Below are 24,783 nucleotides of genomic sequence, written 5' to 3'. Positions count from 1 at the left end.
ACGGCAGGCGCGAAGCCGCACTCTGGAAGTCGCCGCCCGGCTCTGATAGCGCAGGGGCACGCTTGAACGATGGGAAATCCGACATGACCGACGCCATCCGGCCGCTGATCGCCGGCAACTGGAAAATGAACGGCCTGAAATCCTCTTTTGCAGAGTTCGACGCGATGCTGGCCGGTGCCGGCGCTGTCGCCGGGAAGGCCGATCTCCTGGTCTGTCCGCCGGCGACTTTGGTCGGGGCCTTTGCCGACAAGGCGCGCGGCTCGAAGGTCGCCGTCGGCGCCCAGGATTGCCACCCGAAGGCGTCGGGCGCGCACACCGGTGACCTCTCGGCGGAAATGTTTAGGGATCTCGGCGCGGTCGCCATCATCGTCGGCCACTCCGAGCGGCGCGCCGACCATGGCGAGACCGACGGCTTGATTCGGCAGAAGGCGGAGGCCGTCTGGCGTGCCGGCCTGACCGCGATCGTCTGCATCGGCGAGACGCGCGAGCAGCGCGACGCCGGCAAGACGCTCGATGTCTGCGGCACCCAGCTTGCGGGCTCGCTGCCCGACGGCTCGACCGCGGCCAATCTGGTGGTGGCCTATGAGCCGGTCTGGGCGATCGGCACCGGCCTGACCCCGACCGCCAAGGATGTTGAGGAAGTTCACAGGTTTATCCGGGGTCAGCTCACCGATCGCTTCAAGGGCGAGGGAAACCGGATCAAGATCCTCTATGGCGGCTCGGTGAAGCCGTCGAACGCCGCCGAGCTGATGGCCGTCGCCAATGTCAACGGCGCGCTGGTCGGCGGCGCCAGCCTGAAGGCGGCTGACTTCCTGGCGATCGCGGCGGGCTGTTAGGAGGCCTCAGCCGCCACGCTATCCACGTCATTGCGAGCGAAGCGAAGCAATCCATTTCACCGCATATGCGGATCGATGGATTGCTTCGTCGCTTCGCTCCTCGCAATGACGGGGCGGGTTAGGCAGCGGCCGCTCCTATCCGCTTCCAATAAATCAACGTCCCTGTGAGGCCGCCATGCGGCTTCAGTGCGTAGTCCGGGATGATGCCGCTGAGCTGAAAGCCCTGCTTTTCGTAAAGCGGCGCGGCGCCGTCGTCGACGGCGGTGTCGAGCACCAGCAGTGTGCGCCCGTGCCCGATCGCGAGTGCTTCGGCGGCGCGCAGCAATGCGGTGGCGACGCCGCGGTTGCGGTGGCTCACGCGCGTCATCATCTTGGCGATCTCCGCGCGGTGCGGCTGGTTCGGCGGCATCTTCAGCAGCAGCGTCACGGTGCCGATCAGATCATTGCCGTCGAACGCGCCGAGCACGACCCGCTCCCCGCGCGCGGCGGCGCCGAGCGAATCCTGCCAGAACGCCTCGGCGTCATCCGGCGACAGCGGATGCATGAAGCTCACAGAGCCGCCGCTGGCGACGGTCTCGATCAACAGCTCGCCGAGCGTACTGCGAATCGCCGGCCCATCGGCGAGCGGCTTGATGGCAAACTGCGACATGCATCAGCTCCGGGCCAGTGCGACCACGTAGGTGCAGCCGGCATTGGTTTCGTTGGCGAAGGTAGTCTCAGCGGGCGGGCCGAAGCCGAGGCAATCGCCGGCACCGAGCACATGGCGCGCGCCGCCCTCGGTGATGACGAGGCTGCCGCTCAGCACCCAGACCAGTTGGCGGATATGGGCGTAGGACGAGGCGGGTAGCGTCACGGATTGCTTCGGCGGCATGTCCACCCGCACCAGCTCGACCGGATGATCGGGGCGGCTGAACACCTGGCGGCGCAGATAGTCGGTTTCTGGATCGCGCCAGACCGGCTGGGTGGCGGCGCGCGACAGCCGCTCGCCCTGGTCTTCTGCGCGCAACATCAGCCCGGCCAGGGTGAGGTCGAAGGCCGACGCGAGGCGCACCAGCACGACCGCGGTCGGGCTGACCTCGGCGCGCTCGATCTTGCTGATCGTTGCCTTCGAGACGCCGGCGCGTTCGGCGAGCTCGGCCAGTGACCAGCCCCGGCCGTCGCGCTCGAGCCTGATCCGCTGCGCCAGGCGTTGGCTCAGATCGTCTATCAAAGTATCCATATGTCTATTATAATGGAAATTCCGGGTTCCGATCAAGCCTCGGACTGATGCCAACGGCACCGCTTGAGATGTCGGCCATTGCGACTATCTCGGGGGTGACAATGCCCGGTCCAATCGTGTAACAGGGCGCGACTTCACGAAAAACCGCAAAGCCGATAGCGCCGTTTGTCTGGCCGCTTGGCGGCTTGTGACGGAAGGCTTGCGATGCAGACTGTCGTTATCATTATCCATCTCATGATCGTCGCCGTCATGATCGGCGCAGTGCTCTTGCAGAAATCCGAAGGCGGCGGCCTTGGTATGGGCGGCGGCGCCGGCTTCATGTCCAGCCGCGGCACCGCGAATCTGTTGTCGCGGACCACCGCGATCCTCGCGGCGGGCTTCTTCCTCACCAGCCTGTTCCTGTCCTGGTATGCGGGCTACGACCGCAAGCCGAGCTCGATCATCGGCACCGGCGCACCGGCGCAGACCCAGCCGGCCGGCGGCACGCCGCTGACGCCTCCGACCTCCGGCGGCATCCTCGATTCGCTGAAGAAGACGGACGAGCAGCAGGGGCAGCAGGCTCCGAGCGGCCCGCAGGCACCACGGTCGCAATAAAGCAGGGGCGCCATGCAGGATGCAGCGCTGGCATCCTGCATCCGAAACCCCCATTAATGCTCTGAAATCGCTCTCAGTTTAACGTAACCCACAGCCCGGTGATTTGTTTGCCGGGAACAGCCGATTCGTTTTGCGAATCGCAGGAAGCGGCTTAAAGGTAAAGTCCCATGGCGCGGTACATATTCATCACCGGCGGCGTGGTCTCCTCGCTCGGCAAGGGTCTGGCTTCAGCGGCGCTCGGCGCTTTGCTGCAGGCTAGGGGCTACAAAGTCCGCCTTCGCAAGCTCGATCCCTATCTCAACCTCGATCCCGGAACGATGTCGCCGTATCAGCACGGCGAAGTGTTCGTGACCGACGACGGCGCCGAGACCGATCTCGATCTCGGCCATTACGAGCGTTTCACCGGTCGTCCGGCCACCAAGGCCGACAACATCACGACCGGGCGGATCTACCAGGACATCATCACCAAGGAGCGCCGCGGCGACTATCTCGGCGCCACCATCCAGGTGGTCCCGCACGTCACCAACGCGATCAAGGAATTCGTGCTGTCGGGCAACGACGAGTACGATTTCGTGCTGGTCGAGATCGGCGGCACCGTCGGTGACATCGAGGGCCTGCCGTTCTTCGAGGCGATCCGCCAGCTCAAGAACGAGCTGCCGCGCGAGCACGCCGTCTACATTCACCTGACGCTTTTGCCGTACATTCCAAGTGCCGGCGAACTCAAGACAAAGCCGACGCAGCATTCGGTCAAGGAGCTGCGTTCGATCGGCATCCAGCCGGACATCCTGCTGTGCCGCACCGACCGCGAAATCCCCAAGGAAGAACGGCGCAAGCTTGGCCTGTTCTGTAACGTGCGCGAGAGCGCCGTGATCGAGGCGCGCGACGTCGACAACATCTACGCCGTGCCGGAGGCCTATCACGCCGCCGGCCTCGACGACGAAGTGCTGGCCGCGTTCGGCATCACGGCGAAGATTCCGCCGGCGCTGCAGAGCTGGAACGTGATCAACGAGCGCGTCCGCAACCCGGAAGGCGCGGTGACGATCGCGATCGTCGGCAAGTACACCGGGATGAAGGACGCCTACAAATCGCTGATCGAGGCGCTCTCGCACGGCGGCATCGCCAACAAGGTGAAGGTCAATCTCGACTGGATCGAGAGCGAGGTGTTCGAGAACGAGGACCCGGCGCCGTTCCTCGAGCACGTCAACGGCATCCTGGTGCCTGGTGGCTTCGGCCAGCGCGGCGCCGAAGGCAAGATCCGCGCGGCGCAGTTCGCGCGCGAGCGTGATGTGCCGTATTTCGGCATCTGCTTCGGCATGCAGATGGCCGTGATCGAGGCGGCGCGCAATCTGGTCGGGATCGAGGAGGCCAATTCGACCGAATTCGGCCCGACCAAGGAGCCGCTGGTCGGCCTGATGACCGAGTGGCTGCGCGGCAACGAGCTCGAGAAGCGCTCGCAGAGCGGCGATCTCGGCGGCACCATGCGGCTCGGGGCCTATCCCGCGGCGCTGAACCGGGGCAGCCGCGTCTCGCAGGTCTATGGCGGCGCGACCGAAATCTCGGAGCGGCACCGCCATCGCTATGAGGTGAACACCGCTTACAAGGACCGGCTCGAGCAGCACGGCCTGCGTTTCTCCGGCATGTCACCCGACGGCGTGCTGCCCGAGATCGTCGAATACGAGGACCATCCCTGGTTCATCGGCGTCCAGTTCCACCCCGAGCTGAAGTCGCGGCCGTTTGAGCCGCACCCGCTGTTTGCGTCGTTCATCGAGGCGGCAGCGAAGCAGAGCCGGCTGATGTAGGCCGCCATCGACTGCGCGGTCAGACGGCGCAGTCCTCGTTGGCCCGGCGTTCCTTCTTGATCGGTGAGACGCCTGCATCGGCCGCGGGCGTGACGTCGCGCGTGATCAGCTTGTATTGCGGGCGTCGCGTCAGCCGGTAAACCGCGGCGGGCGGCACATTGAGGATGGCGCGATCGACCAACGTGGCGCGCAGGCCGAGCCGGTCGAGGATCGGCCGCGGTATCGGGCAGCGCATGCCGTAGGTGAATTGATAGAACGCGCCGCCGGGACGCATGTAGCTGAAGGCGCCACTGACGATCGAGATCACCTTGCGCGGCGACATGTTGAGCAGCGGCAGTCCGCTACCACGGCGCCGACCGGCGCGCCCTCGTAGAGCCGTTCCGAGGCCAGCCGTGCGGCGTCCATCCACAGCATGCGCGCGCCGGGAAAGCGGAGCTGCAGCAGCCGCATGAAATCCGAACCGTATTCGATCAGCGTGAGATCCTGCTGGCGCACGCCGCGCTTCAGCAGTTGATAGGTGAAGGCGCCCGTTCCAGGACCGAGCTCGAGCACCGGACCGGTGTTGGCGCTGATGTCGCGCGTGATCAGTTCGGCGAGCGCTGTGCCCGAGGGCGCGATGGCGCCGACGCGGCCGGGGGCCGCCATCCACGCCGTGAAGAAAGACAGGAGATCATGTGCCATTGGGATTCCCAGCAAAGTGTCGCAGCGCCGCGACTCGATTGCGCGGCGCGATCTCTTCTTTGCGGGGTCTGCATTGCGACAACATTGCGCGATGTTGCGTGTGTTACGACGCGAACGGTGCCGGCGGTAACGTGAGACGGAAGCTCGCGCCGCCCTTCGGTCCGTCGAGCACGGAGACGTGACCGCCATGCAACCTTGCGATCTCGCGCACCATGTTGAGTCCGAGGCCGGCGCCGCGATCGAGCGGCGCGAGCCGGTAGAATGGATCGAAGATCCGTGTGCGCTCGTCCTTCGGAATGCCGTCGCCTTCGTCTGACACGTCGACGGTGGCGGCGCTGCCGACATGGATGGTGATGGTGCCGCGGCGGCCGCCATGCTGGATGGCGTTCTGCACGAGATTGGTCAGCGCGCGCTCGAGCGCGGCGCGGTCGCCCAGCGTCTCGACCCGATCGGTTGCCGTATCGAGCGACAATTCGTAACCGGCCGCGATTGCGAGCGGCGCGAGGTCGGCGGCGACGCTGCGCGCGACCGCTACGAGATCGACGCGGCCGAACGGATTGCGGCACTGGTCGAAGCGCTGGATGTCGAGCAGCTGCTCGGCGAGCGTCGCAAGCCGCGCCGAGTCCTCGAGCAGGCGGGTCTTCTCCGGCCCCGGCGGCAGCGACTCCAGCCGCGTGTTGAGGATCGCGATCGGCGTGCGCAGTTCGTGCGCGGCATCCGCGACGAAACGCTGATGGCGCGAATAGCCGTCGTCGAGCCGTTTCAGCGCGTCGTTGACGGCGCTCACCAGTGGCGCGACTTCGAGCGGCAGATGGTCGGCCGACAGCCGGCTGCCGCGCTGGCGGAAGTCGATCCGGCGGGCCTCGTCGGACGCGGACTCGATGCCGGCAAACGCGCGCCGCACCACCATCGGCGTCGCGATGAAGGTGGCGCACGCCATCAGCAACAGGCCGGGCAGGGTAGAGCCCAGGCACGTCGCCGCCATCACCAGCAGCGCCTTGGTTCCGGTCATCCGGCCTTGCGTCGCGGTGAGAATCTGGACGTTCCCGGCATCCGTGTTGACGCGCTTCAGCCGCGCCGCGGGCTTGCTCGGGCTGTCCTCCAGCATCTGGTAACCGAGCCGCGCCTGGCTGATATGATCGAGGGCATTGCCGATCCGCGCGAAATCGGAGGGCACGTCGCCTTCGGAGAGCGTGTGTCCGTCGCGGTCCCGCACGGCGAACCAGAGATCGGGAATCTCGGCGCGCAGCTTGTTGAGATCGTCGGTCGGACGCAGCACGAGTTCGCCCTGGGCGTCGCGCGCGACGGCCGATTGCACGACGTCGATGACGCGATCTTCATCCCGATTGACCAGCAGGAAGCCCGAGGCCCACAGAGCGCCAAGCACCGTGAGCACGAGTCCGGCCAGCAGGGCCGCCTGCAGCGCAACCAGGCGCCAGCTCAGTTGCGAGTGCAGGCAGTAGTGGTCGGCGGGCTCGCTCATGATACCTGCTTCAGCAGGTAGCCCACGCCCCGGATGCTATGGATTTCGACGCCGGCATCGGAGTCGGCGAGCTTGCGCCGCAGCCGCGAGACGTGGGCATCGAGCGCGTTCGACTGAATCTCGTCCTCGAAATTGTAGACGGCTTCCTCGAGCGTCCCGCGCAGTACGGTGCGGCCCATGCGGCGCAACAGCGTCTCCAGCACCAGCAGCTCGCGCCGCGGCAGGTCGAACGGCCGGCCATTGACGCTGGCCTCGCGATGGCTGCAATCGAACGCCATCCGGCCGGCCTTGATGATTTCGAACTGCACGCCGGCGGGCCGCCGCAGCACGGCGCGCAGCCGCGCCAATAGCTCCTCGACCGCGAACGGCTTGGCCAGATAATCGTCGGCGCCGCTGTCGAGGCCGGTGATACGGTCGGCGAGCTCGCCGCGCGCGGTCAGCACGATGATCGGCACGCCGGCGGCCTTGGCGCGCAGCTTCGGGATCAGCGTGAGGCCGTCGCCGTCGGGCAGCTGGCGGTCGAGCAGGACGGCGCCATGCACGTCGGCGGAAATCGCTTCCTCGGCCTCGGCAAGCGTCGGCACATGATCGACGACCATGTCGTAGCCCTTCAGCGCCTGCGCCAGCGCCGCCGCCATTTCGGCCTCGTCTTCAACCAGCAGTATCCGCATGTGCTTTTGGGTCCAGATCCCGTACGGCCGGTGCTAAAGCGCTATGAGGCGCGCCTTAGCCATTTGCTTGAGCATGCCCCATTTCGGAAAGCCGCTTCGCACTTTTCCGGGGACATGCTTTGGGCAGGTAACATTGCAACAACATTGCGGAAATGGCCGCTACCGACGAGCAGGGGTGCCATGTTGTCGCCCCCTCAAGACAGTCTGGAACCCGCTGGCTATAACCGCCCGCACAACTGGATCTGGGAGGACTGCCAATGATCTACGAGACCCGCGTCTATCGCTGCCTGCCGGGCCGGCTGCCGGCGCTGCTGAAGCGCTTCGAGACCGTTACGCTGAAGCTCTGGGACAAGCACGGCATCAGGCAGGCTGGCTTCTTCACGACGCTGGTCGGCGAATCCAACCAGGAACTGACCTATCTGCTGGCCTGGGAATCGCTTGCCGAGCGCGAGAAGAAATGGACCGCGTTCGCGACCGATCCGGAATGGATCACCGCGCGCGCCAAGACTGAAGAGGACGGCCAGATCGTTCTCAACATCGTCAACCAGCTGTTGGTGCCGACGTCGTTCTCAGCGGTCAAGTGATGCGGTAGCGATCGGGGCGCGATGACGAGGCCTCGTCGCGCCCGGTCACCGGGCAGTTATTGCGGGCAGCCTGAGGTCTGATCGCCCTGGGTCACCATCGGCTTGCCGTTGATGAAGACGCCGTGGCTGCCTGAGGTCGTCTTGCCGCCGCAATGCGTGCGGTCGCCCATCACCACGGCCGGCTTGCCGTTGATCAGGACGTTGGGCACGCCCTCGACCAGCGCACCGCCATTGCTGGTGGTGTCGCCGCTGCGCGCGGCCGGCTTGCCGTTGACGGTGACGCCGGCGGCGCCGCTGGTGACGACCCTGGGCTGGCTGCTGGTCTGGCCGTGTGCCAGGCTCGACATCGCCGACAGCGCGGCCACAGCTCCAATCATCAGCGAAATGTGCATTTCGTCCCTCATGGGAATCTGGTCCGCGCCAGTCTAGAGCCATTTCCGTTCCGATTGAATCGGAACGGGGCTCTAGATTTGTTGTTTTGACGCGTTTTCTTCACGCGAACTGGTACCCACTTCGCTCGAAAACGCTCTAGAAGGGGCGGTTGGGGCGGGATTGTAATAGCACGGCGCACCCACGGCGTCAGCGCAACCCCCTCATCGTGCGGGATGGCTTGATCCATCCAGCGCGGGATTGCATGGTCGCCGGCAAAAGGATGCAGCATTTTGACCAATCAGGTTTCCGCGGCCGCCGCCGCGCCGATCGTTGCCATCGGATCGGCCAAATTCGGCAATGCCTTGCCCATCTCGATCATCGCTGGTCCCTGCCAGCTCGAGAGCCGCGCACACGCGCTTGAAGTGGCATCCGCGCTGAAGGAGATCGCGGCCCGGCTCAAGATCGGCCTGGTGTACAAGACCTCATTCGACAAGGCGAACCGCACCAGCGCGTCGGCCGCGCGCGGGATCGGGCTGAAGCAGGCGCTGCCGATCTTCGCCGAGATCCGTTCTTCGCTCGGACTGCCGGTGCTGACCGACGTGCATGAACCCGACCAGTGCGCTGAAGCGGCGCAGGCGGTCGACGTGCTGCAGATCCCGGCCTTCCTGTGCCGGCAGACCGATCTCCTGCTGGCTGCTGCTGCGACCGGCAAGGTCGTCAACGTCAAGAAGGGCCAGTTCCTGGCGCCGTGGGACATGACCAATGTGGTCAGCAAGATCACCGGTGCCGGCAATGCCAATGTGCTGGTCACCGAGCGCGGCGCATCGTTCGGCTACAACACGCTGGTGTCGGACATGCGCGCGCTGCCGATCCTGTCGCGCACCACTGGCGCGCCCGTGATCTTCGACGCCACTCATTCGGTGCAGCAGCCGGGCGGCAAGGGGACTTCCTCGGGCGGCGAGCGCGAATTCGTGCCGGTGCTGGCGCGCGCGGCGGTCGCGGTCGGCGTTGCCGGCGTGTTCATCGAGACCCATCCCGATCCGGATCACGCGCCGTCGGATGGCCCCAACATGGTGCCGCTTCGCGACTTCGAAGCCCTCGTCAAGCGCCTGATGCAGTTCGACGCGCTCGCCAAGACCGCAGCCTGACGGGGTGACGACGACATGACCGCAAAGAGCGGCATGCCGCCGGTTCTCAACGTCATCACGCTGGCGACCTTCGCGGCGAGCCTGTCGGTGCGCGCGCTCGATCCGGTGCTGCCGCATGTCGCCGAGGATTTCGGTGTCAGCATCGCGACCGCAGCGAGCTTTGCCGCGGTATTCGCCTTCACCTTCGCAATCATCCAGCCGGCGATCGGCGCCGCCGCCGATCTGTTCGGCAAGGCGCGTCTGATGACGATCTGCCTCGGCCTGCTCGGCGTCGCCAGCATTCTCGGCGCGCTCTCGACCTCGTTTCCGATGCTGTTCGTGACCCGTATCCTCGCCGGCATCGGCTCGGGCGGCGTGTTTCCGGTGGCGCTGTCGCTGACCTCAGATCTGGTCGGCCCCGACAAGCGGCAGCTTGCGATCGGGCGAACGCTCGCGGGCTCGATGACCGGCAATCTGCTCGGCGCCACGGCCTCCGGCCTGATCGGCGACTTCCTCGGCTGGCGCGGCGTGCTCGCGGTGCTTGGCGGCCTCGTGATCATCGTCGCGGTGGCGGTTGCGGCGGGCTTCCGCGGCGCCGCGTTGAACCGTCCGCCGCGCACCAGCCTGAAGGCGCTTCGCCACGGCTATCGCACCATCTTCACCAATCCGAACGCGCGGATCTGCTATTCGGCGGTCTTCATCGAAGGCTGCTGCGTGCTCGGGCTGTTCCCCTTCATCGCCTCGTTCCTGTTCGAACTCGGCGAGACTTCGCTGTCGATCGCCGGCATCGTGATTGCGGGCTTTGCGATCGGCGGATTGCTCTACACGCTGACGGTGGCGCGCCTGCTGCCGTTGATCGGGGTGAGGGGCATGATGATCGTCGGCGCCACGCTGGTCGGCATCCAGCTCGTCGGCGTCGCCTTCGGGCCGCACTGGAAGCTGCAGATGGCGGGCCTCCTGGTGATGGGCCTCGGCTTCTACATGATCCACGGCTGCCTGCAGGTGTTCGCCAGCGAGCTATCGGTCGAGGCGCGCGCCACCGCACTGTCGCTGCACTCGTTCTTCTTCTTCATGGGCCAGACCGTCGGCCCGATCGCCTACGGCTTCGGCCTGCAACACGCCGGCAAGACCGCGACGCTGGTCTCGGCCGCCGCCGTGATGGTGGTGCTCGGATTTATCTGTGCGAGATTCCTGAAGCAGACGCGACCGGCCGATGCCGCCGCGCGGCCGGATGTCGAGCCCTAGCGATCCCAGGTCATCTCGGTCCGCGGACTCCCACAACCTATTTCAAAGATAAGATGACCGGACCCGCAACCGGATCGGTCACGCCGAGACCGTTGCCGAGGTCTTCGAGCGTGTCGCGAAATGAATTTAGAGTGGAGATCATGGCTGGCCGCGCCTCGATGCACGCGTCCATGTTTTGCCACTCGGCGATGATGCAGTAGGAGCGGTCACCGGTTTTAATGATGCTGGCGTGCAATAGACCCGGCCAGGTTGCTCCAATTGTCTTGTGAGCGTCCAGGAACTCTTGATCGCGCCCCGGCTTCACTCGAAAACGCACAGCATTGAAAGCGGTCACCGTCTTCTCCCAAAGCACTGAGACGCTAGAGGAAGCGCGCTTACGTGGGGCGCGCAAGTTGAAAGCGCATGCGTTCACTTCCGCTTCGCGGCGGTCACAGATCGATTGGCCTGCCTACTGGGCCTTTATCATCTTCGCCAATTCATGGCGCAATTCCGGGCTATCGTGATGGCCATGCACCGCGACAGCGTGTTGCACCGCCGCTTCCAGAAGTTCCTTTTGAGTATCAGCCGAAATCGCGATCGTGCAGTTCATCTCGCTTGGGTAATCTCGGCAATCTACAAACATTCTACCCAAATCTGCCTCCATCAATACGAGTAAACTATTCGCCGTGCTGAACTACTCCACTCACGATAATTCCCGCGTCTGCTGACTAAGCCTGACTTCTTCAAATGATTGCTCATGGCCGGCCAGCTTACGTGCCGCCTACAACGAGCGTGCCGATCGTCGTCGATCGTGGTCGCTTCGACCACATTGGCGCAGCCATTATCGGAGCAGCCATCATCGAACATATCATACATCGAAGGGGGCGCCACGTCGGTTCCTGGTCTAAGGCCGAACATGCATTTTGGCTTCTGCGCCGCCTTCGAGGGTCAGTAGACGTGGCGAACTGAAGGGGCCCCAGCCTAACCCCGCCCGCGATAAGTCGCGACGCCCTGGTCGGGAACCCAGAGGCCCTTCGGCAGCCGGCCGGTCTGGAAGAACACGTCGATCGGGATGCCGCCGCGCGGATACCAGTAGCCGCCGATGCGCAGCCATTTCGGCTTGATCTCGTCTGCTATCCGCTTGCCGATCATGACCGTGCAATCCTCATGGAATGCGCCGTGGTTGCGGAAGCTCGCGGCGAACAGCTTCAGCGATTTGGATTCCAACAGCCAGCGGCCCGGAACGTAGTCGATCACCAGATGCGCGAAATCCGGTTGGCCCGTCACCGGGCAGATCGAGGTGAATTCCGGCACTGTGAAGCGTACCAGATAATCGGTACCAGCCTGCGGATTGGGCACGCGGTCGAGCTGCGCCTTTTCCGGCGCGTCGGGCCATTCCACCGCACGGCCGAGTTGCAGGCCGGGGGAGGTCGTTGATTTGCTGGATTTCTTCGCCATTCGGGGTCTCCGTGGCGCTCTCTTAGCCAATGCCGGGGGGCCCGTCACGCGGCCTTTTCCCCCTCGATGCATTGCGCTAGAAGCACCGCCATCCGCCCCCCTGACTGCCACAAGAGGTTCTCATGACTGACATCGTCGACATCATCGGCCGCGAAATCCTGGATAGCCGCGGCAATCCCACGGTCGAGGTCGATGTGGTGCTGGAGGATGGGTCAATCGGCCGCGCGGCGGTGCCATCGGGCGCCTCCACCGGCGCCCATGAGGCGGTCGAACTGCGCGACGGCGACAAGTCGCGCTATCTCGGCAAGGGCGTCGAAAAGGCGGTCGCCGCCGTCAATGGTGAGATCTTCGAGGCGCTCAGCGACCAGGCGGTCGAGGAGCAGGTCGCGATCGACCAGATCATGATCGAGCTCGACGGCACGCCGAACAAGAGCCGGCTCGGGGCCAACGCCATCCTCGGCGTCTCGCTGGCCTGCGCCAAGGCCGCAGCCGAGTCCTTCGACATGCCGCTGTATCGTTATGTCGGCGGCACCTCGGCGCGGACGCTGCCGGTGCCGATGATGAACATCATCAATGGCGGCGTGCATGCCGATAACCCGATCGACTTCCAGGAATTCATGATCCTGCCGGTCGGCGCCACGTCGTTTGCCGAAGCGCTGCGTTGCGGTTCGGAAATCTTCCACACGCTGCGTGGCGAGCTGAAGAAGGCCGGCCACAACACCAATGTCGGTGACGAGGGCGGTTTTGCGCCGAACCTGCCGTCAGCCGACGCCGCGCTCGAGTTCGTCATGAACGCGATCGGCAAGGCCGGCTACAAGGCGGGCGACGACGTCGTGCTCGGCCTCGACTGCGCCTCCACCGAATTCTTCAAGGAAGGCGCCTACGTCTATGGCGGCGAGAACAAGACCCGTTCGCGTTCGGAGCAGGTGAAGTATCTCGCCGATCTCGTCGGCCGCTATCCGATCGTCACCATCGAGGACGGCATGTCGGAAGACGACATGGACGGCTGGAAGGAACTGACGGATGCGATCGGCAACAAGTGCCAGCTGGTCGGCGACGATTTGTTCGTCACCAACGTGACGCGGCTTGCCGACGGCATCAAGAACGGCCGCGGCAATTCGATCCTGGTCAAGGTCAACCAGATCGGCACGCTGACCGAGACGCTTGCGGCGATCGAGATGGCCTACAAGGCCGGCTACACCGCCGTGATGTCGCATCGCTCCGGCGAAACCGAGGACTCCACGATTGCCGACCTCGCGGTCGCGACCAATTGCGGGCAGATCAAGACCGGCTCGCTGGCGCGCTCCGACCGTACCGCCAAGTACAACCAGCTGCTGCGCATCGAGCAGCAGCTCGGCACCCAGGCGAAATACGCGGGCAGGGCGGCCTTGAAGGCGCTAGCCTAGCGCCCCAACTGATCGGGACTGAACAAACGCAAAAAAGGGAGGTCGGGATGAGTGACGGCAAGAGCGGTCTGCAGCTGCGTTCGCTGCTCAAGAAGGATGGCGAACTGGAGATATCGCTGGTCAATGTCCCGACCCCCGAGCCCGGTCCCGACGAGGTCGTGGTCCGGGTCGAGGCCAGCCCGATCAATCCGTCCGACCTCGGGCTGCTGATCGGCCCGGCCAACATGGCGGCGGCCAAGGTCACCGGCAGCAAGGAATTGCCCGTGGTGACCGCGCGCGTGCCGGAAGCGGCATTGCCTGGCCTTGCCGCGCGGCTCGACGAGTCGATGCCGGTCGGCAATGAAGGCGCCGGCGTCGTGATCAGGACCGGCTCGTCGGACGCGGCGAAAGCGCTGATGGGGCGCACCGTCGCGATGATCGGCGGCGCGATGTATGCACAATACCGCACGCTGCGCGTCGGCGAATGCCTGCCGCTGCCCGACGGCACCACGCCGGCGGAAGGCGCGTCCTGCTTCGTCAATCCGCTGACCGCGCTCGGCATGACCGAGACGATGCGGCGCGAGGGACACAAGGCGCTGGTGCACACCGCGGCGGCGTCGAACCTCGGCCAGATGCTCAACAAGATCTGCCTCAAGGACGGCATCGGCCTCGTCAACATCGTGCGCAACAGGGAGCAGGCCTACATCCTGCACAAGATCGGCGCCAAGCATGTCGTCGATTCCAGTGCGTCCGATTTCATGGACAAGCTCACCGGCGCGCTGGTCGAGACCGGCGCGACCATCGCTTTCGATGCGATCAGCGGCGGCAAGCTCGCGGGCCAGATCCTGGTCGCGATGGAGACCGCGATCAACAAGACCGCCAAGGTCTACAGCCGCTACGGCTCGAACGTGCACAAGCAGGTCTACGTCTATGGCGGCCTCGATACCCGCGACATCGAGCTGCCGCGCGGCTTCGGCATGGCCTGGGGCATCGGCGGCTGGCTGCTGTTCCCGTTCCTGATGAAGATCGGTCCCGAGGCCGGCAACAAGCTGCGCCAGCGCGTGGTCGCCGAGCTGAAGACGACCTTCGCCAGCCACTACACCAAGGTGGTGTCGTTGCAGGAGACCCTGCAGCTCGACAACATCGCGGTCTACGGCAAGCGCGCCACCGGTGAGAAATTCCTGATCAACCCGAACAAGGGCGCGTAACGCAGCCTCGTCAAGAGCGTCGGTTCTGATTGAATCAGAACCGACGCTCTTGCTTCTTGTTTTGACGCGTTTTCTTCACGCGAGCCGGTACCCACTTCGCTCGAAAACGCTCTACTCGCGTTCGAATGCCAGCTTCCTGGAGCGCTTGTGGCGCTCCAGGGCGTGGCCGATCAGGACATCCATCAGCTCGGATTGCGGCAGGCCGCTGGCCTCCCACAGCCGTGGATACATGCTGATGTTGGTGAAGCCGGGCAGGGTGTTCGCCTCGTTCACGAACGCCTGCTCGCCGTGCAGGAAGAAGTCGATCCGCGCCATGCCTTCGCAGCCGAGCACGCGGAAGGTCTTGATGGCGAGCTCCCGGATTGTTTCGGCGACGGCAGCCGGCACGTTGGCCGGCACCTGTAGCAACGCGCCATCCGCATCGAGATACTTGGCGTCGTAAGAATAGAATCCGTGCTTGTCGGACGGAACGATCTCGCCGAGCTGGGAGGCCCGGATGCGGCCCTCGGCATCCTCGAGCACTGAGCACTCGACCTCGCGGATCGGTGCGACGCCGCGCTCGATCAGGATCTTGCTGTCGAAGCGGAATGCCAGTCTGCAAGCAGCCTCGAACTCCTCTGCGGTGCGTGCCTTCGACACGCCGACCGATGATCCCATGTTGGCGGGCTTGACGAAGACCTCCTGCGACCCGAGGGCGCTGACCGCGTCGTGATAGCCGATCGGCACCGTGCTCGACATCGCGACAAAGGGGACGATCGGCAATCCGGCCTCGCGCATCAGGCGCTTGGCTATGTCCTTGTCCATGCCGGCCGCCGAGCCCATCACGCGCGAGCCGACATAGGCGACATCGGACAATTCCAGCGCACCCTGCACCGTGCCGTCCTCGCCGTTCGGTCCATGCAGCACCGGGAAGACGACGTCGAACGCCGGCAATTCCGCTGGCCCCGCCGCCGGTCCCTGAAGCACCACGACGCGGCCCTGTCCGCCCGGCAGCAGAGCGAGTTGCGGTGCGTTGTCCGGAATGATCAGCGCGCCGCTTCCCGTGCCGGCGCCGTTTCCCGCATCGGTGACGAGCCAGCGGCCATCGCGGGTGATGCCGATCGCCGTGGCGTCATAGCGATCCGGGTCGAGCGAGCGAAGCACGTTCGCGGCTGACGCCCGCGAGACGTCATGTTCGGCCGATCGCCCGCCGAACAGGATTGCAACCCGGATCTTGCGCTCTGCCATCAGCTGCTCTTCGGTCGGCTCGATGCTGCGTGGAACCGGTACAGTATGTTGCGAGGAACGTGTCGACAATTTGCCGCCGGTTGCGCTCGGCGCAGCTTTCGGGCGGAATGGCGTTGTCCGGCGGCGAGCTGACGGCGCTCGAGCCGCGGGGCCTCAGGGCCGTTCGTCCAAGATTCGCGAACGCTGCGTTTCCGGAATTGAGCGATCCATGCACTTGCATCTTTCTTGGCGTGCCGGTAGGTGATGTGCACCAGTCTTACGCGCAACCCGAGGGGAATTTTGCAATGGCCTATAACATCGTCGCCATCGTCGGCAGCATCCGCAAGCAGAGCTTCTCGCTCAAGATCGCCAATGCGCTGGCCAAGCTCGCGCCGGCCTCGCTGAAGCTCGATGTGACGACCCTCGAGGGCATTTCCTTCTTCAACCAGGACCTCGAGGCGGCGCCGCCGGCCGACTGGCTTGCCTTCCGCGAGAAGCTGCAGAAGTCGAACGGCGTGCTGTTCGTGACTCCCGAATACAATCGCTCGGTCCCGGGCGTGCTGAAGAACGCGATCGACGTCGCCTCGCGGCCCTATGGCAAGAGCTCGTTCATCGGCAAGCCGGTCGGCATCATCTCCAATTCGCCGGGCCCGCTCGGCGGCGTCAGCGCGGCGAAGCACCTGCAGAACATCCTGCCGGGCATTTCCGGCCCGATCCTCGGTCAGCCGGAAACCTATCTCAACGGCATCGGCGATGCCTTCGACGACAAGGGCGAACTGACCAAGGAGTCGCTCAAGACAGTGTTGCAGCAGTACCTCGACGCCTTCGCGGCTTTCGTCGCGAAGCAGAACGGCTGAGCAAGTTTAGCGTTCGTTAACCCCATGGCCGCATCTTCGCGGCCATGGTCTCGCGCACGCGCCTCAAATCGATTCTGACCGGGCTCGCCCTCTACACGCTGGCGGCGCTGATGGTCGGCTATTTCGGCGTCAACGCCTACACCGGCAAATACGGTCTGAACGCGCGGCAGGAGCTCGACCAGGAAATCATCGCGCTAACCTCGGAGCTGGCGCGCTTGAAGAAGGAACGGGCCGAGGGCGAGCAGCGGGTGTCACTGCTGCGGTCGGACCGGGTCGATCCCGACATGCTGGACGAGCGTGCGCGCTTCCAACTCGACTACGCCAACCCGCGCGATCTCGTTCGGGTCAACAAGCCGAACTGACGCGTTCGCAAATTTCAAAAACGTTCGCGCACTATCACAAAAGTGTCGCGCCGCGCTGCAGTGCGGCATAGCAAAATTCCATCGGGCGAACGCAATCCTTTCAAGGCGATTTGAGTTGGGTTAGAGAGGGTTCTTCGACTTCTCTCACCCGGAATTGCCATGGCCGCACCCAAGAAAACCGTCGCAAAAGAATCAGGGCACGAGACGGCCGGCTCTCCCCCCGAATTCTCCAGGGAGCAGGAGCTCAAGGCACTGCGGGACATGCTCCTGATCCGGCGCTTCGAGGAGAAGGCCGGTCAGCTCTACGGCATGGGTGCGATCGGCGGCTTCTGCCATCTCTATATCGGCCAGGAAGCCGTCGTGGTCGGCATGCAGATGGCATTGAAGCAGGGCGACGAGGTCATAACGGGCTACCGCGACCACGGCCACATGCTGGCTTGCGACATGGAAGCCAAGGGCGTGATGGCGGAATTGACCGGACGCCGCGGCGGCTATTCCCACGGCAAGGGCGGCTCCATGCACATGTTCAGCAAGGAGAAGCATTTCTACGGCGGTCACGGAATCGTGGGCGCGCAGGTCTCGCTCGGCACCGGCCTTGCGTTCGCCAACCGCTATCGCGGCAACGATAACGTCAGCGTGACCTATTTCGGCGACGGCGCGGCCAACCAGGGCCAGGTCTACGAAAGCTTCAACATGGCGGAGCTGTGGAAGCTGCCGGTGATCTACGTCATCGAGAACAATCGCTATGCGATGGGCACCGCGGTGTCGCGCGCCTCGGCGCAGCAGGACTTCTCCAAGCGCGGCGTCTCCTTCAACATTCCCGGCAAGCAGGTCGACGGCATGGACGTGCGCGCAGTCAAGGCCGCCGCCGATGAGGCCGTGGCATGGTGCCGCGGCGGCAACGGTCCGATCATTCTCGAGATGCAGACCTACCGTTACCGCGGCCATTCGATGTCCGATCCGGCGAAGTACCGCACCCGAGAGGAAGTCGAGAAGGTTCGCCACGACCAGGACCCGATCGAGCAGGTGCGTAACCGCTTGCTGGCGGCAGGCGTGAGCGAGCAGGATCTGAAGGCGATCGACGCCGGGGTGCGCGAGATCGTCAACGAAGCCGCCGACTTCGCGCAGCACGATCCGGAGCCCGATCCGTCCGAGCTCTACACCGACATCTACCGCTGATCCCACCCGCGCAGAAGAATCTCAAGACCGATTTCGGGAGCTGATATGCCCATTCAAGTGCTCATGCCTGCGCTGTCGCCCACCATGGAGAAGGGCAACCTCGCCAAATGGCTGAAAAAAGAAGGCGAGACCATCAAGTCCGGTGACGTCATCGCCGAGATCGAGACCGACAAGGCGACGATGGAGGTCGAGGCGACCGACGAGGGCACGCTCGGCAAGATCCTGATTCCGGAAGGCACCGCCGATGTCGCGGTGAACACGCCGATCGCGACCATCCTGGCCGACGGCGAAAGCGCCGCCGACCTCGCCAAGGCGCCTGCGGCACCGGCGCCGCAGCCGAAGGCCGCGGAGGCTCCTGCTGCGGAAGCCAAGGGGGATGCAAAGGCGGAAGCGCCGCAGCCCGCGGCGAAGGCGCCGGCCGCGCCGGTCAGCGAAGCATTGCCCGACCCGGAAATTCCGGCGGGCACCGAGATGGTCACCCAGACCATTCGCGAGGCGCTGCGCGATGCGATGGCCGAGGAGATGCGGCGCGACGGCGACGTCTTCATCATGGGCGAGGAGGTCGCCGAGTATCAGGGCGCCTACAAGGTGACGCAGGGCCTGTTGCAGGAATTTGGCGCCCGGCGCGTGATCGACACGCCGATCACCGAGCATGGCTTTGCCGGCGTCGGCGTCGGCGCGGCGATGGCGGGCTTGAAGCCGATCGTCGAATTCATGACCTGGAATTTCGCGATGCAGGCGATCGACCAGATCATCAACTCCGCCGCCAAGACGCTGTATATGTCCGGCGGCCAGATGGGATGCTCGATCGTGTTCCGCGGCCCGAACGGCGCCGCCGCGCGCGTCGCCGCCCAGCACAGCCAGGATTACGCCGCCTGGTACTCGCAGATCCCGGGCCTCAAGGTGATCGCGCCGTACTCGGCCGCCGACTACAAGGGCCTGCTCAAGGCCGCGATCCGCGATCCCAATCCGGTGGTCTTCCTCGAGAACGAGATGCTGTACGGCCACACCGGCGAGGTGCCGAAGCTGCCCGATTTCGTGGTGCCGATCGGCAAGGCGCGGATTGCGCGCGCCGGCAAGGACGTCACCATCGTCTCCTGGGCGATGGGCATGTCCTACGCGCTGAAGGCGGCCGATGAACTCGCCAAGGAGGGTATCGAGGCCGAGGTGATTGATCTCCGTACCATCCGTCCGATGGACACCGAGACCATCATCAACTCGGTGAAGAAGACCGGCCGCGCGGTGACGGTGGAGGAGGGCTGGCAGCAGAGCGGCGTCGGCTCCGAGGTCGCCTCGCGCATCATGGAGCATGCCTTCGACTATCTCGATGCGCCGGTCGCGCGCGTCTCCGGCAAGGACGTGCCGATGCCCTATGCCGCGAACCTCGAAAAGCTCGCTCTGCCGTCCGTCGCCGAGGTGGTCGCGGCCGCCAAGGCCGTGTCGTACCGGTAACGCCGATGGCCGGTCCCAAGGAGCAGCCGCTGCCGCCTGATGTGATGGGCCGCGACGACGCCGTCGAGGTGCTGCGCGCCTTTGTCGTCGACGGCGGCCTGTCGATCGCGTTCCAGCGTGCCTTCGAGGAGCCGGACATGTGGGGGCTGATGCTCGTCGACATCGCCCGCCACGCTGCCCGCGCCTATTCGCGCGAGAGCGAGTTCACTGAAGACGAGGCGCTCGCGCGCGTCGTCGAGATGTTCGAAGCCGAAATCGCCCGGCCGACCGACATGGGCCAAACCAAACCGCGGTCGCAACAAGGTCACTGACAATGCCGATCAATATTCTCATGCCCGCGCTGTCGCCGACGATGGAAAAGGGCAACCTCGCCAAGTGGCTCAAGAAAGAGGGCGACAAGGTCAAGTCCGGCGACGTGATCGCGGAGATCGAGACCGACAAGGCGACGATGGAAGTCGAGGCGGTCGATGAAGGCACAATCGCCAGGATCCTGGTGCCCGAGGGCACGCAGGACGTGCCGGTCAACGACGTCATCGCCGTCATGGCGGGTGACGGCGAGGATGTGAAGGCGGCAGCCAGCGCCGGAGCGGGCGCAGCACCGGCCGCCGAGGCCCCGAAGCCTGCCGCCCAGGCCGCGCCTGCCGCGGCTCCCGCACCGGCGGCTGCGCCTGCGCCCAAACCGGCTGCGGTCCCCGCAGCGGCGCCTCAGGCTGCTGCACCGGCCGCGCAGGCCAACGGCCATGCCCGCGTGTTCTCGTCACCGCTGGCGCGCCGTCTGGCGAAGGAAGCCGGCATCGATCTCGGACGCATCACCGGCACCGGTCCGCACGGCCGCGTCATCGCGCGCGACGTCGACGACGCCAAGTCCGGCAAGGGCCTGAAGGCGCCGGCGGCTGCGCCCGCTGCCGCGGGGCCGAGCATCGCGCCGTCGATGTCCGACAAGCAGATTCTCGCGCTGTTCGAGCCGGGCTCCTACGAGGTCGTGCCGCATGACGGCATGCGCCGCACCATCGCACAGCGTCTCACCGCCTCGGTGCAGAACGTTCCGCACTTCTACCTCACGATCGACTGCGACATCGGCAAGCTGCTCGCCGCGCGCGAGGAGATCAACGCGGCTGCGCCGAAGGACAAGGAGAAGAAGCCGCTCTACAAGATCTCGGTCAACGACTTCGTCATCAAGGCAATGGCGGTCGCGCTGCAGAAGATCCCGAACTGCAACGTCAGCTGGACCGAGGGCGGCATGCTTAAGCACAAGCATTCCGACGTCGGCGTCGCGGTGGCGATGCCGGGCGGCCTGATCACGCCGATCATCCGCAAGGCCGAGACCAAGACGCTCTCGACCATCTCCAACGAGATGAAGGATTTTGCCGCGCGCGCCCGCGCCCGCAAGCTGAAGCCGGAAGAATATCAGGGCGGCACCACCGCGGTGTCCAACCTCGGCATGTACGGCATCAATCACTTCACCGCCGTGATCAACCCGCCGCATGCCTCGATCCTCGCGGTCGGCACCTCGGAGGAACGCCCGGTGGTGCGCGGCGGCAAGATCGAGATCGCCAACATGATGAGCGTGACCTTGTCGTGCGATCACCGCGCGATCGACGGCGCGCTCGGCGCCGAGCTGATCGGCGCCTTCAAGCAGCTGATTGAAAACCCCGTGATGATGATGGTGTGACGGGCATCCGCCATGTACGCGATCTACGGTCCGTACGTCCTGCTCGCCGCCATCGCCGTCGCGTTGCTCGTCGCGGTCAACCGCGACCTGATTTCGACGATCCAGTTCAGGGGCATGTTGATCGGCGCCGCCGTGCTGACACTGGCGTGGACCGTGTTCCTCGGTGCGGTATGGCAGGAGTACAGATAGATGGCCGGCACGGCTCGCACGCGCTGGCCGTGGATCTCGCTGATGCTGTCGGCCGCACTGGTGTTCAGTCCGGTCGGGTTGGATTTTCTGCACTCCGCGTTCTTCGCCGGCGAACAGCTGGCGCGGAACATCGCCCAGCCGATCGTGCTGACCGCCCTGGCCATCATGGCCCTGGTGGTCGGGCTCGAATGGCTGGTCAGGTCGTTGATCGCAAGAAGCCGCGGGCGCGGCACCACACATTGAGTTGAACGGGAGCCGCCATGGCCGATACATCCTTTGACGTCATCATCATCGGCTCGGGCCCCGGCGGCTACGTGACCGCGATCCGCGCCGCGCAGCTCGGCTTCAAGACTGCGATCGTTGAGAAATCCTATCTCGGCGGCATCTGCCTGAACTGGGGCTGCATCCCGACCAAGGCGCTGCTGCGCTCCGCCGAGATCTACCACTACATGCAGCACGCCAAGGATTACGGGCTGTCGGCGGACAATGTCAGCTTCGATCCGAAGGCCGTGGTGCAGCGCTCGCGCGGGGTCTCGAAGCGCCTCAATGACGGCGTCGGCTTCCTGATGAAGAAGAACAAGGTCACGGTGATCTGGGGCGATGCCACGATCGATGCGCCCGGCAAGATCACGGTGAAGAAATCGGCAGTCGAGGCGCCGAAGGGCGCGAGCGGCGAGGGCGTCTACCAAGCCAAGCACATCATCGTCGCGACCGGCGCGCGGCCGCGCGTGCTGCCCGGGCTCGAGCCCGACAAGAAGCTGATCTGGACCTACTTCGAGGCGATGGTGCCGGAGCGGATGCCGAAGTCGCTGCTGGTGGTCGGCTCCGGCGCGATCGGCATCGAGTTCGCCTCGTTCTTCCACACCATGGGTGCCGACGTCACCGTGGTCGAGGTGCTGCCGCAGATCCTGCCCGTCGAGGACGCAGAGATCGCGGGACTGGCGCGCAAGCGGTTCGAGAAGATGGGCATCAAGATCATGTCCTCGACCAAGGTGACGAAGCTGGAGAAGAAGGCCGACAGCGTGGTCGCGACCATCGACGACGGCAAGGGCCAGCCGCAGACCAAGGAATTCGAGCGCGTGATCTCGGCGGTCGGCGTGGTCGGCAACATCGAGAATCTCGGGCTGGAGAAGCTCGGCGTCAAGACCGACCGCGGCTGCATCATGATCGACGGTCTCGGCAAGACCAACGTCCCCGGCATCTACGCGATCGGCGACGTCGCGGGACCGCCGATGCTCGCGCACAAGGCCGAGCATGAGGGCGTGATCTGCATCGAGGCGATCAAGGGCCTGCATCCGCATCCGATGGACAAGCTGCTGATCCCGGGCTGCACCTATTGCAACCCGCAGGTCGCCTCCGTCGGCCTCACCGAAGCCAAGGCCAAGGAAGGCGGCCGCGAGATCCGCGTCGGCCGCTTCCCGTTCGTCGGCAACGGCAAGGCGATTGCGCTCGGCGAGGACCAGGGTCTCGTCAAGGTGGTGTTCGACAAGAAGACCGGGCAGCTGCTTGGGGCGCACATGATCGGCGCCGAGGTCACCGAGCTGATCCAGGGCTATGTCGTGGCGATGAATCTGGAGACCACGGAAGAGGAACTGATGCACACCGTGTTCCCGCATCCGACTCTGTCGGAAATGATGAAGGAAGCTGTGCTCGACGCCTACGGGCGCGTGCTGAATATCTAACGAGTGAGACACGGAAGGCCGCGTACCCATAGCAGCCCCGTCATCCTGAGGTGCTCGCGCAGCGAGCCTCGAAGGATGCACGGCCGAGATCAAGCAGCGGGGCCTGTCGCCCTTCGAGACGGCCGCTTTGCGGCCTCCTCAGGGTGACGGCTCAAACACCGGTCACAATGAACAGCAAGAAAGAACAGAGCCAGTGAAAGACAACGACAACCTCACCATCGAACGCCCGACCTTCGTGACCCATCTCGAATGCGCGATGGAGGGCGATCATTATGCGGCCGATCAGGTGCACAACCTCTCCAAGGCCGGCAAGCCGCTACTGGTGCGCTACGATCTCGCCGGGGTGAAGAAGGCGCTGACCAAGGACGCGCTGGCCGAGCGCCCCGCCGACCTGTGGCGCTACCGCGAGCTGCTGCCGGTGCGCAAGTGCAAGGACATCGTCAGCCTCGGCGAGGTCACGACGCCGCTGATCCGGCTGCCGAAGCTTTCCACAAGGCTCGGCGGCGGCGAGATCATCGTCAAGGATGAGGGGCGGCTGCCGACCGGCTCGTTCAAGGCGCGCGGCCTTGTGATGGCGGTGTCGATGGGCAAGGCGCTCGGCATCAAGCACATGGCGATGCCGACCAACGGCAACGCCGGCGCGGCGCTCGCGGCCTACGCGACTTCCTGCGGGATCAAGACCACGATCTTCTGCCCGGCGGATACGCCGGAGGTGAATGTCAGCGAGATCGAGCTGCAGGGCGCCACCGTCTATCGCGTCAACGGCTACATCGACGATTGCGGCAAGATCGTCGGCGAGGGCAAGGCCAAGGTCGGCTGGTTCGATACCTCGACCCTGAAGGAGCCGTACCGGATCGAGGGCAAGAAGACGATGGGCCTCGAACTCGCCGAGCAGCTCGGCTGGGACGTGCCCGACGTGATCTTCTATCCGACCGGTGGCGGCACTGGCCTGATCGGCATGTGGAAGGCGTTCGACGAGCTGGAGAAGATCGGTTTCATCGGTTCGAAGCGCCCGCGGATGGTCGCGGTGCAGGCCTCCGGCTGCGCGCCGATGGTGCGCGCCTACGAGGCCGGCACCGAGCATGCGGTGCGCTGGGAGGACGCTCACACCATCGCCTCCGGCATCCGCGTGCCGCAGGCGGTCGGCGACTTTCTCATCTTGCGCGCGGTGCGCGAGAGCAAGGGATTTGCGATCGCGGTCGATGACGACAAGATCACCGCCGCCCTCAACGAGGTCGCGCGCGAGGAGGGACTGTTGCTGTGCCCCGAGGGGGCCGCGACCTATGCAGCCTACAAGCAGAGCCTTGCCGACCGCCGCGTCACCAAGGCCGACCGCGTGATGCTGTTCAATTGCGCCAGCGGCCTGAAATACCCGCTGCCGCCGGTGACCCGCGCGCTCGACAGGCACAAGCCGATCGATTTCTCGCAGTTCTGACGCTGCTGCTGCGTCGTCATTGCGAGCGTAGCGAAGCAATCCATTGCACCGCTTGCGCTGAAGCATGGATTGCTTCGTCGCTTCGCTCCTCGCAATGACGGCCAGAAA

At 65.0% G+C, this 24,783-nt stretch carries 27 protein-coding genes and 1 pseudogene; 18 read left to right on the top strand and 10 right to left on the bottom strand.

Annotation, left to right across the window (positions count from 1 at the left end; all coding sequences use genetic code 11):
• Positions 1-83: 83 nt before the first annotated feature.
• A complete protein-coding gene (tpiA, locus tag ACVIGA_RS00565; protein WP_456664916.1) occupies positions 84-836 on the top strand; it encodes a triose-phosphate isomerase in 753 nt (250 codons plus the stop codon).
• 118 nt (positions 837-954) lie between these two features.
• On the opposite strand, the gene ACVIGA_RS00560 is transcribed toward tpiA, so the two are convergent.
• Both ACVIGA_RS00560 and ACVIGA_RS00555 read right to left on the bottom strand, forming a co-directional pair.
• A complete protein-coding gene (locus tag ACVIGA_RS00560) occupies positions 955-1,485 on the bottom strand; it encodes a GNAT family N-acetyltransferase (RefSeq protein ID WP_456664915.1) in 531 nt (176 codons plus the stop codon).
• 3 nt (positions 1,486-1,488) lie between these two features.
• On the bottom strand, positions 1,489-2,055 hold the full coding sequence (locus tag ACVIGA_RS00555) for a helix-turn-helix domain-containing protein (RefSeq protein ID WP_456664914.1): 567 nt from the start codon (positions 2,053-2,055) through the stop codon (positions 1,489-1,491).
• A 204-nt stretch (positions 2,056-2,259) separates the two neighbouring features.
• Here ACVIGA_RS00555 and secG point away from each other — a divergent pair, with 204 nt between their 5' ends.
• Positions 2,260-2,649, top strand: a complete 390-nt coding sequence (gene secG / locus ACVIGA_RS00550) for a preprotein translocase subunit SecG (RefSeq protein WP_223966319.1) — start codon at positions 2,260-2,262, stop codon at positions 2,647-2,649.
• Between the two features lie 167 nt (positions 2,650-2,816).
• The gene (locus ACVIGA_RS00545) at positions 2,817-4,448 is read left to right on the top strand and encodes a CTP synthase (RefSeq protein WP_097676323.1); all 1,632 of its coding nucleotides are present in this window, start codon (positions 2,817-2,819) and stop codon (positions 4,446-4,448) included.
• Between the two features lie 19 nt (positions 4,449-4,467).
• Here ACVIGA_RS00545 and ACVIGA_RS00540 read toward each other — a convergent pair.
• The 3 genes and pseudogenes from ACVIGA_RS00540 to ACVIGA_RS00530 form a co-directional block, all read right to left on the bottom strand.
• Positions 4,468-5,129, bottom strand: a pseudogene (locus ACVIGA_RS00540) (class I SAM-dependent methyltransferase).
• Positions 5,130-5,232: 103 nt separating this feature from the next.
• Entirely contained in the window at positions 5,233-6,612 is a 1,380-nt protein-coding gene (locus ACVIGA_RS00535) for a sensor histidine kinase (protein ID WP_456664913.1), read from the bottom strand.
• Positions 6,609-7,283 (bottom strand): response regulator, encoded by a 675-nt coding sequence (locus ACVIGA_RS00530; RefSeq protein WP_456664912.1) that lies wholly within the window; start codon positions 7,281-7,283, stop codon positions 6,609-6,611. Before ACVIGA_RS00530 ends, ACVIGA_RS00535 begins: the two co-directional genes overlap by 4 nt.
• A gap of 257 nt (positions 7,284-7,540) precedes the next feature.
• On the opposite strand from ACVIGA_RS00530, the gene ACVIGA_RS00525 reads away from it, so the two are divergent.
• A complete protein-coding gene (locus tag ACVIGA_RS00525) occupies positions 7,541-7,867 on the top strand; it encodes an NIPSNAP family protein (protein WP_456664911.1) in 327 nt (108 codons plus the stop codon).
• A gap of 56 nt (positions 7,868-7,923) precedes the next feature.
• Here ACVIGA_RS00525 and ACVIGA_RS00520 read toward each other — a convergent pair whose 3' ends face one another.
• Positions 7,924-8,259 carry a PAAR domain-containing protein gene (locus tag ACVIGA_RS00520; RefSeq protein ID WP_456664910.1) on the bottom strand — a complete coding sequence of 112 codons (336 nt, stop codon included), beginning with the start codon at positions 8,257-8,259 and terminating at the stop codon, positions 7,924-7,926.
• A 270-nt stretch (positions 8,260-8,529) separates the two neighbouring features.
• Here ACVIGA_RS00520 and kdsA point away from each other — a divergent pair, with 270 nt between their 5' ends.
• On the top strand, positions 8,530-9,387 hold the full coding sequence (kdsA, locus tag ACVIGA_RS00515; RefSeq protein WP_456664909.1) for a 3-deoxy-8-phosphooctulonate synthase: 858 nt from the start codon (positions 8,530-8,532) through the stop codon (positions 9,385-9,387).
• 15 nt (positions 9,388-9,402) lie between these two features.
• A complete protein-coding gene (locus ACVIGA_RS00510) occupies positions 9,403-10,611 on the top strand; it encodes an MFS transporter (protein ID WP_223966333.1) in 1,209 nt (402 codons plus the stop codon).
• Between the two features lie 37 nt (positions 10,612-10,648).
• Here ACVIGA_RS00510 and ACVIGA_RS00505 read toward each other — a convergent pair whose 3' ends face one another.
• The 3 genes from ACVIGA_RS00505 to queF all read right to left on the bottom strand — a co-directional run bounded on the left by ACVIGA_RS00505 (position 10,649) and on the right by queF (position 12,048).
• Positions 10,649-10,945, bottom strand: coding sequence for an antibiotic biosynthesis monooxygenase (locus ACVIGA_RS00505; protein ID WP_456664908.1), 297 nt, complete (start codon positions 10,943-10,945; stop codon positions 10,649-10,651).
• 114 nt (positions 10,946-11,059) lie between these two features.
• The gene (locus tag ACVIGA_RS00500) at positions 11,060-11,233 is read right to left on the bottom strand and encodes a DUF1059 domain-containing protein (protein WP_456670708.1); all 174 of its coding nucleotides are present in this window, start codon (positions 11,231-11,233) and stop codon (positions 11,060-11,062) included.
• A 338-nt stretch (positions 11,234-11,571) separates the two neighbouring features.
• Positions 11,572-12,048 carry a preQ(1) synthase gene (gene queF, locus ACVIGA_RS00495; protein WP_456664907.1) on the bottom strand — a complete coding sequence of 159 codons (477 nt, stop codon included), beginning with the start codon at positions 12,046-12,048 and terminating at the stop codon, positions 11,572-11,574.
• 122 nt (positions 12,049-12,170) lie between these two features.
• Between queF and eno the strand changes: the two genes are divergently transcribed.
• Both eno and ACVIGA_RS00485 read left to right on the top strand, forming a co-directional pair.
• On the top strand, positions 12,171-13,454 hold the full coding sequence (gene eno / locus ACVIGA_RS00490) for a phosphopyruvate hydratase (protein WP_223966336.1): 1,284 nt from the start codon (positions 12,171-12,173) through the stop codon (positions 13,452-13,454).
• Between the two features lie 47 nt (positions 13,455-13,501).
• A complete protein-coding gene (locus tag ACVIGA_RS00485; RefSeq protein WP_456664906.1) occupies positions 13,502-14,641 on the top strand; it encodes a zinc-binding dehydrogenase in 1,140 nt (379 codons plus the stop codon).
• A 111-nt stretch (positions 14,642-14,752) separates the two neighbouring features.
• On the opposite strand, the gene ACVIGA_RS00480 is transcribed toward ACVIGA_RS00485, so the two are convergent.
• Positions 14,753-15,868, bottom strand: coding sequence for a D-alanine--D-alanine ligase family protein (locus tag ACVIGA_RS00480; protein ID WP_456664905.1), 1,116 nt, complete (start codon positions 15,866-15,868; stop codon positions 14,753-14,755).
• Positions 15,869-16,152: 284 nt separating this feature from the next.
• Between ACVIGA_RS00480 and ACVIGA_RS00475 the strand changes: the two genes are divergently transcribed.
• The 10 genes from ACVIGA_RS00475 to ACVIGA_RS00430 all read left to right on the top strand — a co-directional run bounded on the left by ACVIGA_RS00475 (position 16,153) and on the right by ACVIGA_RS00430 (position 24,675).
• Positions 16,153-16,704 carry an NADPH-dependent FMN reductase gene (locus ACVIGA_RS00475; RefSeq protein ID WP_375774897.1) on the top strand — a complete coding sequence of 184 codons (552 nt, stop codon included), beginning with the start codon at positions 16,153-16,155 and terminating at the stop codon, positions 16,702-16,704.
• Between the two features lie 44 nt (positions 16,705-16,748).
• The gene (locus ACVIGA_RS00470; protein ID WP_456664904.1) at positions 16,749-17,066 is read left to right on the top strand and encodes an FtsB family cell division protein; all 318 of its coding nucleotides are present in this window, start codon (positions 16,749-16,751) and stop codon (positions 17,064-17,066) included.
• A gap of 159 nt (positions 17,067-17,225) precedes the next feature.
• Complete coding sequence (gene pdhA / locus ACVIGA_RS00465; RefSeq protein ID WP_223966344.1) at positions 17,226-18,245, top strand: pyruvate dehydrogenase (acetyl-transferring) E1 component subunit alpha; 1,020 nt, start codon at positions 17,226-17,228, stop codon at positions 18,243-18,245.
• A gap of 45 nt (positions 18,246-18,290) precedes the next feature.
• Positions 18,291-19,697, top strand: a complete 1,407-nt coding sequence (locus tag ACVIGA_RS00460; protein ID WP_456664903.1) for a pyruvate dehydrogenase complex E1 component subunit beta — start codon at positions 18,291-18,293, stop codon at positions 19,695-19,697.
• Positions 19,698-19,702: 5 nt separating this feature from the next.
• Complete coding sequence (locus ACVIGA_RS00455; protein ID WP_456664902.1) at positions 19,703-20,008, top strand: DUF5076 domain-containing protein; 306 nt, start codon at positions 19,703-19,705, stop codon at positions 20,006-20,008.
• Positions 20,009-20,010: 2 nt separating this feature from the next.
• Positions 20,011-21,369, top strand: a complete 1,359-nt coding sequence (locus ACVIGA_RS00450) for a pyruvate dehydrogenase complex dihydrolipoamide acetyltransferase (protein ID WP_456664901.1) — start codon at positions 20,011-20,013, stop codon at positions 21,367-21,369.
• Between the two features lie 12 nt (positions 21,370-21,381).
• Positions 21,382-21,558: a hypothetical protein gene (locus ACVIGA_RS00445; protein WP_456664900.1), complete on the top strand. Its 177-nt coding sequence runs from the start codon at positions 21,382-21,384 to the stop codon at positions 21,556-21,558.
• Complete coding sequence (locus ACVIGA_RS00440; RefSeq protein ID WP_456664899.1) at positions 21,559-21,801, top strand: hypothetical protein; 243 nt, start codon at positions 21,559-21,561, stop codon at positions 21,799-21,801.
• A gap of 17 nt (positions 21,802-21,818) precedes the next feature.
• Positions 21,819-23,240, top strand: a complete 1,422-nt coding sequence (gene lpdA / locus ACVIGA_RS00435; RefSeq protein WP_456664898.1) for a dihydrolipoyl dehydrogenase — start codon at positions 21,819-21,821, stop codon at positions 23,238-23,240.
• Positions 23,241-23,433: 193 nt separating this feature from the next.
• A complete protein-coding gene (locus ACVIGA_RS00430; protein WP_456664897.1) occupies positions 23,434-24,675 on the top strand; it encodes a threonine synthase in 1,242 nt (413 codons plus the stop codon).
• The last annotated feature ends 108 nt before the right edge of the window (positions 24,676-24,783 follow it).

The organism is Bradyrhizobium sp. USDA 3240 (assembly GCF_054063295.1).
This window is presented reverse-complemented; position numbering and strand designations above follow the sequence as displayed.